This window comes from Longimicrobium sp. (genome assembly GCA_036389135.1).
Taxonomy (GTDB): domain Bacteria; phylum Gemmatimonadota; class Gemmatimonadetes; order Longimicrobiales; family Longimicrobiaceae; genus Longimicrobium.
Genome location: DASVQP010000133.1, coordinates 1 through 8,412, shown reverse-complemented (window position 1 = coordinate 8,412; position 8,412 = coordinate 1). Strand labels below are relative to the sequence as shown.

Annotated in this window: 10 protein-coding genes; 7 read left to right on the top strand and 3 right to left on the bottom strand. The window is 71.0% G+C overall.

The features are described 5' to 3' along the window. The first annotated feature begins 164 nt into the window (after positions 1-164). The 5 genes from VF584_26925 to VF584_26905 all read left to right on the top strand — a co-directional run bounded on the left by VF584_26925 (position 165) and on the right by VF584_26905 (position 2,612). Positions 165-881: an AcvB/VirJ family lysyl-phosphatidylglycerol hydrolase gene (locus VF584_26925; GenBank protein ID HEX8213830.1), complete on the top strand. Its 717-nt coding sequence runs from the start codon at positions 165-167 to the stop codon at positions 879-881. 86 nt (positions 882-967) lie between these two features. Beyond that, a complete protein-coding gene (locus VF584_26920; GenBank protein ID HEX8213829.1) occupies positions 968-1,276 on the top strand; it encodes a hypothetical protein in 309 nt (102 codons plus the stop codon). A 223-nt stretch (positions 1,277-1,499) separates the two neighbouring features. Further along, a complete protein-coding gene (locus VF584_26915; GenBank protein HEX8213828.1) occupies positions 1,500-1,919 on the top strand; it encodes a metal-dependent hydrolase in 420 nt (139 codons plus the stop codon). 43 nt (positions 1,920-1,962) lie between these two features. Then, positions 1,963-2,403, top strand: coding sequence for a hypothetical protein (locus VF584_26910; GenBank protein HEX8213827.1), 441 nt, complete (start codon positions 1,963-1,965; stop codon positions 2,401-2,403). Beyond that, positions 2,400-2,612: a hypothetical protein gene (locus VF584_26905; GenBank protein ID HEX8213826.1), complete on the top strand. Its 213-nt coding sequence runs from the start codon at positions 2,400-2,402 to the stop codon at positions 2,610-2,612. The genes VF584_26910 and VF584_26905 overlap by 4 nt, the downstream gene beginning before the upstream one ends. A gap of 157 nt (positions 2,613-2,769) precedes the next feature. Here VF584_26905 and VF584_26900 read toward each other — a convergent pair whose 3' ends face one another. Beyond that, entirely contained in the window at positions 2,770-3,600 is an 831-nt protein-coding gene (locus VF584_26900) for a hypothetical protein (protein ID HEX8213825.1), read from the bottom strand. A gap of 106 nt (positions 3,601-3,706) precedes the next feature. Continuing rightward, the gene (locus tag VF584_26895) at positions 3,707-4,003 is read right to left on the bottom strand and encodes a metal-sulfur cluster assembly factor (protein HEX8213824.1); all 297 of its coding nucleotides are present in this window, start codon (positions 4,001-4,003) and stop codon (positions 3,707-3,709) included. A gap of 186 nt (positions 4,004-4,189) precedes the next feature. On the opposite strand from VF584_26895, the gene VF584_26890 reads away from it, so the two are divergent. After that, complete coding sequence (locus VF584_26890; GenBank protein ID HEX8213823.1) at positions 4,190-5,293, top strand: ATP-dependent 6-phosphofructokinase; 1,104 nt, start codon at positions 4,190-4,192, stop codon at positions 5,291-5,293. A 220-nt stretch (positions 5,294-5,513) separates the two neighbouring features. Beyond that, positions 5,514-6,872 (top strand): sensor domain-containing diguanylate cyclase, encoded by a 1,359-nt coding sequence (locus VF584_26885; GenBank protein HEX8213822.1) that lies wholly within the window; start codon positions 5,514-5,516, stop codon positions 6,870-6,872. 106 nt (positions 6,873-6,978) lie between these two features. On the opposite strand, the gene VF584_26880 is transcribed toward VF584_26885, so the two are convergent. Then, positions 6,979-8,184 (bottom strand): DUF2911 domain-containing protein, encoded by a 1,206-nt coding sequence (locus VF584_26880; GenBank protein HEX8213821.1) that lies wholly within the window; start codon positions 8,182-8,184, stop codon positions 6,979-6,981. Positions 8,185-8,412 lie beyond the last annotated feature (228 nt).

Here is an 8,412-nt window from a genome sequence, read left to right as displayed (position 1 = left end):
CGGGTGGCGCTCTCGCATGCCTTGAAGTGAACCCAGTCGGAGAGCCGGATGCGGGAAATCCGCACGTCCGGTTCGATGAGCGGGTCGGGGAAACCGGGCAACCATGCCACGGCGCCCCGACTCGACTCTACTGAGGCCCGCTGTTTCTTGAAGATGCACATCGAATGAAGGTTCGCGCCCGGGCCGCCGTCGCCCTGCTGGCCGCCGCGGCGGGATGCGCGCGGGTCACGCTCCCCAACCCCGCGCCGCACGCGCCGCGCACGCTGCCGCTGCGGGTTCTCCCGGTGCCGGGCGACGGGCGCGCGATGGCCGTGATCCTCTCAGGCGACGGGCCGCTCGCGGAACTGGGAAACCGGCTGGCGGACGACCTGCGCGCGGCCGGCATCCCCGCCGTGGTGTGGCACAGCGCCTCGTACTACTGGACCGCGCGCACCCCCGAAGAGGCGGCCGGCGACCTCGACCTCGTCATCCGCCACTTCGGCGAGCTGTGGCGGCGGGAGCGGGTGCTGGTGGTGGGGTACTCGATGGGAGCGGATGTCGCTCCTTTCCTCCTCAACCGCCTGCCGGAAGCGACGCGCGGCCGGGTGGATGGCGTCGCGCTGCTGGCGCTGGCGAACGACGCCGTCTTCGAGTTCCGCGTGCGGCAGTGGTGGACCCGCTCCTCCGCGCCGTCGCGGGCGGTGCGTCCGGAGCTGGAGAAGCTGCGGGACCTGCGCGTGCTGTGCATCCACGGCCAGGGGGATGAGAACGGGGCCTGCCCCGAGATGGCCACCTCCGGCGCCACCGTCGTGGAGCTGCGCGGCGGACACCACTTCCGCGGCGACTATCCGCGGTTGAAGCGCATCGTGCTGGATCTTGCGCGCTCCGTGAAGGGCGGGTGAGCGGCCGACGCACGGAGATTGCAAGGGAGTGTGCATCCGCTCCCGAACGGTGAGCGGATCGCGTTATTCCATCACCCGGAGGACTCATGCGCAAGGTGATCTGGACCGCCGCAGTGCTCGCCCTGTGCGCCGCCCCCTCGGCGGCGCAGCAGATCGAGAAGTCGCCTTTCACCCCCGCTCCGGCGGCGGCCCAGCAGGTCGCCGAGCCGAAGAAGGAGCCGGCCTCGGAGGACGCCACGGCGTCGCTCCGCGTGACCCCGGAGCAGGCCGACGCGACGATCCGTGCGGTGGCGCAGGAGCGGAACGGCAAGCAGCAGCAGCTCGGCACGAACTTCTGGTACACGGTCGCGGCTGTGGCGATCGGCGTGATCCTCGCGATGCTTCTACTCGACTGAGCGCGCGGTGTTTTTGAGGCGGCCCGGCGGGGGAGCATCCCGCCGGGCCGTTTTGCGTTGCGCCTGGGTCCGGCGCGGCGCGGGGATCTACTGCATGGCCTCACACAGAGACACAGAGGAACAGAAAGAGGGAACTGCAAGGGTTGTGAGTGCTAGTAGGAGTAGTTCTGTGAGTATATCTTCGCGCGCGGACGATCATTCCCCTTCGCCATCCCGCCCATCTTTGTTCATCGGCCACCTTCCGGCGGGATACCTCGCGACCACTCCGCTGCTGGGGAGATCGGCGCCTCGCGAGCTGGTGGTCGTGCTGGCCGTCCTCCGCGCGCGGCGGACGGCGTGGCTGGCGCTGGCGATCCTGGGCATCAACGTGCTCCTGCACCTGGTGCTGGATACCGTCGCGGGCGGAATCCGGTGGCTGTCGCCCTTTTCGGACGTGGAGCTCGCGCTCACCACGGTGCGCGCCCGGTACGACCCGTGGGTCCTCAACTTCGTCCTGCACCGGACCTTTGCGCTGGAGCTGGCGCTGGTCGTTGCGGCGCTGTGGCGATACCGGCTGTTGCGCTCTGTTTGGAGGTCGCGCGGGGGCACGCGGTCTGCGCGCGGGGTGAGGGTACCGGCGGTGCGCATCCGGGGTATTCAGTAGCATCCACGTCTGCGGATGGGCGGTTCCCACCAGCGAGGCTTGCATGAGCACGGCACCCGACTTCGTAGTCCGGGCCCCCAACGAGGGCATCGTGCTGGCCGTCGAGGCCAAGAACCGGCCCAACGCCTCACCGGAATGGGCTGCGCAGATGCGGCTCGACCTTGCCGTCCGCGGGTTCCTTCCGGACGCCCCCTTCTTCCTGCTGGCGCTCCGCGACCACTTCTTCCTCTGGAAGCGGCCTCCTCTACTCGAGCTAGTCACGCCCGACTACCAGGCGGCGACCCGCGAAGTCCTACGGCCGTACCTGGAGTATCTCCGTACTCCTCTGCACGAGCTCAGCGAGGTCGGATTCGAGGCGGTCGTGGGCCTCTGGCTCGAGGACCTGGTCCACGGCACGCTGAACGGCGGGTCGGAATGGCTCAAGCCTTCCGGCCTCCGCGAGTGCCTCCGCAACGCTACCGTCACCACACCCGCCGGCGTATGATCGTTTACGCCGAATCCAACTTCCTCCTGGAGCTCGCCTACCTCCAGGAGGAGCATGAAAGCTGTGAGGAGATCCTGGCGCTGGCCGAGAGCGGCCGCATCCGCCTCCTGCTGCCGGCCTTCGCCGTCGTCGAGGCAAGGATGAGCGGTGGAAGGCGAGTTGGGCCTCTCGCCCCAGGATGCCGTCGTGTACGCGTCTGTGGCGGATGACCTCCAGCAGGACCCGCTTGCGGCCAAGGTGTTCCTGAACCGCAACTCGAAAGACTTCGGCGGCCCCGACATGGAGTCGGAGCTCGCGCGAGGCAATTGCAAGCTCCTGGGGTCGTTTCGCGCGGGACGAGGATTCCTCTTACGATCCGTCTCGTAGCTACGGCCGCGGGGGAGCGGGGGCGGGAAGAGGGATCCTTCGCCATTCGCGAGGAGCCAGGAGGAAGCCGGTGAAGCCGCCGATACTTCCGCCCACCGTGAAGGCGACGAACGTGACGGGGATAATTGCGACCGCGGCGCCTTCGTCGACGGCGCGGGCGATCCCGTACGTGATGGCGGCAAGCGCCCCGACGGCGGTGCCGATCCTGACGCCGCGCCTCCTGTCGCGCCCGATGCTCAGCTCCAGGCTCGTGACCTGGACGATGGGCGACGCCTTGAGCACTCCGCGATCGTCCAGGTGGAGCGTGCCGGCGCGGAAGTCGTGCAGCAGGAGCTCGGCACGGTCGAAGCCCAGCTCCGGCGCGGACACGCGTACCCGCGCTCCGACGGGCTCGTCGCGCCAGCCGGCGGCGGGGTCGACGGGCCGCCACCGGCGCCGCTCGGAGGCGCCCGCGGGGATCACGATGACGGCCGCCAGGGCGCTTCCCAGAACCACGCTCTCCACGAAGCCCTCCCCCTGCACCAGACCCACGACGACCCCCGCAGCCGCGCTCGCGCCCGCGATGATGGCCGTCTGCCTGGCGGTGGAGGCTGGGACCTCCAGGCCGGCGAGGTCATCCAGGGCCACCTCCGCCAGCCCCAGCTCGGGGGTGATCACCCGCAGCGTGTCGCCGCTTCTGCCCAGGACCGCTCCCACCGACTCCTGGGAAGGCGCGTCGCGCAGGAGCAGCCGCACGGTCGAGCCGCTCCTGAGCATCGATGCGGAGTCGGCGGACTGCGCGCCGAGCGGCGTGGCGTAGACGAGGAGCAAGATCAGCAGGACGCGGAACATCGGCCCTCCGGTTTCGGGGACAAGCAACGAGGGTGCGCTGCAGCCGGCGCACCCTCGTTCTTCTGTGCCTTGCGGTTCCCTCTGTGCTCTCTGTGCGACGCTTCCCTCAAAACCCGAGCGCAGCACGAATCGTGGGCGGAATGCGGTCCATCGTCCACGGCGGGGTGAAGGTCAGCTCCACCTCCGCGCTCTCCACGCCCGGCACGGACTCGACCGCTTCCTGCGCCTGCCTCAGCAGGTCGCCCGCCACCGGGCACCCGGGGGAGGTCAGCGACATGGTCACGTCCACGTGCGTGCCCTTGACGTCAATGCCGTAGATCAGCCCGAGGACCACGAGGTCCAGGTTCATCTCGGGGTCCTTTACCTTGCGCAGCGCCTTGCGCACGTCAGCTTCCTTGACCATCTGCAAATCCTTGCGGCGAGGGTGCGGCCGTCGGGCGGGCCGCTCTGCCGCAGCATACCGGCGGGGGCGCGCCCCTGTCAACCCGGGTGGAGCGTCGCTTGCACGTGCCGGGGCGCCCCGTATCTTTGGGCTCCGCGCCCTCCGCACCGGCGGGCCGCGCTTCGCCTTCGTCAGATCAACGCCCGGATGAGTCAAGCAAACGGCGGCATCCGCCGCATCGCCATCAACACGGGGGGCGGCGACGCCCCGGGGCTCAATGCCGTCATCCGCGCCGCCACGCTGGCAGCCCTCCAGGAAGGATGGGAGGTGCTCGGCATCCGCCGCGGCTACATGGGGCTGCTGGAGGGCGAGGTGGACGGCGAGCCCGGCATCTTCCCCCTCACGGCCAGCTCCGTCCGCGGCATCCACCACCTGGGCGGCACCATCCTGGGCACCACCACGCGCGGGAATCCCTTCGGCCTGGAAGTCCGCAAGCCGGACGGCACCTGGGGGACGGTGGACCGCTCGCAGGAGATCGTCGACGCCTTCCGCTCCATGGAGATCGACGCGCTGATCGCCATCGGCGGCGACGGGTCGCTGAACATCGCGCACGAGCTGCAGAAGAAGGGGCTGCCGGTGATCGGCGTTCCCAAGACGATCGACAACGACCTGCGCGCCACCGACCTGACCTTCGGCTTCCAGACGGCGGTGGAGGTCGCGACCGACGCCATCGGGCGCCTTCACTCCACCGCCGAGGCGCACCAGCGGATCATGGTGGTGCAGGTGATGGGGCGGCACGTGGGATGGATCGCGCTGGAGAGCGGGCTGGCCGGCGGGGCGGACATCATCCTCCTTCCCGAGGTGCCGTACTCCGCCGAGCGGGTGGCCGCCAAGATCATGGAGCGCGAAAGGCACGGCCGCCGCTTCAGCATCGTGGTGATCGCCGAGGGCGCCAGGGCCGCCGGCGAAGAGCCCTCGTACGCGGATGCCAAGGGGCGGTACGGCGGCATCGCGGACCGGCTGGCGGCCGAGCTGGAGGAGCTCACCGGCAAGGAGGCGCGCACCCTTACGCTGGGCCACATCCAGCGCGGCGGCTCGCCCACGGCGTTCGACCGCAACCTGGCGCTGCGCTTTGGCGCGGCGGCGGTGCGCTGCATCCGCGACGGGCGGCTGGGGACGATGGTGGCGCTGCAGGGCCAGAACGTCACCTCCGTGCCGCTCGCCGAGGCCATCTCCGAGCTGAAGCGCGTGACGATGGACATGGACCTGGTGATGTCCGCCCGGCAGCTCGGCATCTCCTTCGGCGACTGACGGCATTTTGCAGGAGGTCCCGCGTTCTCCCGCGTCGCCGGCGGGTGGCGCGGGACGGCTGGCGCGGCGTCCGCGGCGCGTACTTCGTTGCGGCGGGTGGGTTTGCGCGGGGTGGCGGATGCCCGATGCCGACGTGGAACGGGTGATGCCATGAGGCTACTCGCCCCTCGTCCCCGGCTCCCCGCCGGGACCCGCCTCCGTTTCCCGTCCCTACCCCTCCGTGAGCCACTCCTCCTCCACTCTGATCCGTGCTCACCGGCCGGAAGCCGCGCACGCCGCGACCTTCTCGCCGGAGGTGGCGCTCGCATTCGCGCGGGTGCCGCTCACCGGCACGGCGGACGAGGTGGCGCAGGGGTGCGTGGATGCGGTGCGGCGGCTGGCCGGCGGCCGGCTCTGCCTGCGCGTGCCGCGGCGCCCCGTGCCGCTGGCGGTGGGCGACACGGGTGCGGATCTGGCCGTCCTCGCCCGCTTCGCGGCCCCCGGTGGCGAGGGGACGCTCTCCGCCGACGACGAGGCGCACGCCCTTCCCGCGCCGCTGCGCGCGGCGGTGGAGCGCGAGCTGGCGCGGGTGTGGGCCGTGCAGGCCGAGCGCGCCGCCACCGCCGACGAGCTGGACCAGCTCCGCTTCCACCTCAACGCCCTGCAGCAGGTGGCGCGCACCCTGGCCGTGGTGCGCAGCTCGGACGAGACGGTGAAGATGGTGCTGGACTCGGTGGGCGAGGTATTCTTCGCCTGGTGGGCCGCGCTCTACCTCACCGAGGATGACGAGTACACCTGCCGCGCCGTGCGCTCGCCGCGCGGCTCGCTGGTGGCGCGTGGAATCCCGGCCAGGGTGGTGCAGGAGATCGCCCCGCCGGGCGGCGCGCCGGTGGTGCCGCCGAACGACGCGCCGATCCGCGATCACGTCCCCGCCGAGGTGGGCGTGGTGGCGCCGCTGGACCTGGGCGGCGCGGGGGCCGGGGTGCTGATCCTGGGCCGCCGCCTTTCCGACTCGCCGTACGAGGAGCACGACCTGGCGCTGCTGCGCGCCCTGGCCGACTCGTCCGCCATCGCCATGCGCAACGCGGAGCTGCACGACCGGCTGCGCGCGCAGGCCACGCTCGACCCGCTGACGGGGTGCCACAACCGGCGCGGCTTCGACGAGGTGCTGTCGAACGAGCTGTCGCGTGCCCTGCGCCACCAGCACCCGCTGTCGCTGGTCTTCATGGACATCGACCACTTCAAGCGGATCAACGACGACTACGGCCACGAAGTCGGCGACCAGGCGCTGCAGCGGATCGGGCGCGTCGTCCGCCACACCTTCCGCGCCAGCGACAGCGCATGCCGCTACGGCGGCGAGGAGTTCGCGCTCGTCTTCCCGGCCACATCGAAGGAGGACGGTCTCGCCATGGCCGAGCGCCTCCGCGAGCTGGTGGAGTCGCTCCCGCCCACGGCCGAGGTCCCGCGCTCCATGACCGCCAGCTTCGGCGTCGCCTCCTTCCCCGAGGACGGCGCGGACAGTGCCGCCCTCATCCGCTCCGCCGACCGGGCGCTCTATCAGGCGAAGGCGAACGGGCGCAACCGGGTGGAGCCCGCTTAACCGCGCTTCACACAGAGACACAGAGAAAACAGCAAGAACAGAGAAGAGACCCGTTCCTCTTCTCTGTTCTTGCTTTATACCTCTGTGGCTCTGTGTGAGATTGCCGTTACCGTACTTCTATCGGCGCCGCGAGCTCGAAGTCGTCCCAGAGCATGCGCAGGGTGCCGGCGCCCGCGCCTGAGGGGTCGATGCGGATGGTGAACTGCTCGACGGCGGGGGTGGCGGGGCGGCGCTGGAGGTCGATGCGCGCCAGGTCCTGCTCGGGGTGGTACTCGGTGCCCCACTGGCCCGTCTGGCGGTTCACGATCAGCTTCCACCCGTCGCGCGAGGGTAGGGAGAAGAGCGTGTAAGAGCCCGCCGGCACGCGCGTGCCGCCGATCACGAGGTCGCGGTCGGTGCGCAGGCCGGTGGCGGCGTTGGCCCCCGTGCGCCACACCTGGTCCAGCGGCACCACTTCGCCCAGCACGCGGCGCCCGCGCTTCAGCGGCCGGCCGTAGTCGATCACGATGTTCGCGCCGCCGATGGTGGCGCGCACGCTGTCGCGCGGGGAGAGGGTGCCCAATCCGCTGCCGGCCGCCTCCCGCTGCGCGTACGATGCGCCCAGCGCCGCCACGTCCAGCGAGGGGAGGCGCCGCACGATGAACTTCTGCGTGCTCTGCAGGCCGCTCAGCGCCAGCAGCCTCCCCGCCGAGTCGATGCGCACGGTGGCGGGGCCGGCGCCGGTGGTGAGCTGGACCGAGTCGCCGCCGAGCGAGCGGATCCCGACGTTGCCCGCCTGCGGCGCGCCCGGCGCCAGGAAGCGGAGCCGCGCATCCGCCATTCCCGCGCGGCGCGTGTGCATGATCGCCTGCTCGTACAGCGCGTACGCCCCCGCCTGCGGAAACGCGTTCGCGCCCGCGGAGATGCGCTGGTTCTGCACGCTGTCGCCCCGCGCGATGCGCACCGCCGCCGTGTCGCTCCCAAAGGTGATGGTGGCGATGGCTGGCGGGGTGGAGGGCGGCGCGTTCAGCACCCGCGTCGTCACCTCCACCGACGACACGGAGCCGTCCGGCCGGAGCTGCGCCCGGTACGCGCGCGAGGTGGTGCGCGGCGTGCGCGTGACCACTTCGCCCGTGAGCGTGGTGGCGGTGCGGGTGTAGCGCTCCACCGACACCGTGTCGTTGCCGATGGTGACCACGAATGCCGCGCTCTCGCTCTGCGGCGCGGCGGCGGGCGCGGTGGCGGGGGGCTCCATCGCGGCCCCGCCGCCGCACGCCCCGGCGGCCAGTGCGAGCGCGATTGCGGCGAGCGGGCGAACGAACGATGTGGTCATCTAGACTCGTGTGCTGGGGGGATCACGCGAACGGCGGGTGTAGCTTGCCGTTCGCGCGGCCCGCGCACAAGCCCAAAAAGAAAATAGGGCTCCTCGCTATTTCAAGTGGGTAGCGGGCGGAACGTGAGCTTGCCGGCGATAAGGTAGGCCATGGCGATGAGGTTGCGGGTCGAGCGATAGCCACGGGCCCTCGCCTTGGCCGCCTGCACCAAGCTGTTGACCCCTTCG

Excerpts from the sequence above, each read along its gene's own strand:
- VF584_26925 (HEX8213830.1), top strand. The coding sequence starts at position 165 with ATGAAGGTTCGCGCCCGGGCCGCCGTCGCCCTGCTGGCCGCCGCGGCG.
- VF584_26920 (HEX8213829.1), top strand. The coding sequence starts at position 968 with ATGCGCAAGGTGATCTGGACCGCCGCAGTGCTCGCCCTGTGCGCCGCC.
- VF584_26910 (HEX8213827.1), top strand. The coding sequence starts at position 1,963 with ATGAGCACGGCACCCGACTTCGTAGTCCGGGCCCCCAACGAGGGCATC.
- VF584_26905 (HEX8213826.1), top strand. The coding sequence starts at position 2,400 with ATGATCGTTTACGCCGAATCCAACTTCCTCCTGGAGCTCGCCTACCTC.
- VF584_26900 (HEX8213825.1), bottom strand. The coding sequence starts at position 3,600 with ATGTTCCGCGTCCTGCTGATCTTGCTCCTCGTCTACGCCACGCCGCTC.
- VF584_26895 (HEX8213824.1), bottom strand. The coding sequence starts at position 4,003 with ATGGTCAAGGAAGCTGACGTGCGCAAGGCGCTGCGCAAGGTAAAGGAC.
- VF584_26890 (HEX8213823.1), top strand. The coding sequence starts at position 4,190 with ATGAGTCAAGCAAACGGCGGCATCCGCCGCATCGCCATCAACACGGGG.
- VF584_26880 (HEX8213821.1), bottom strand. The coding sequence starts at position 8,184 with ATGACCACATCGTTCGTTCGCCCGCTCGCCGCAATCGCGCTCGCACTG.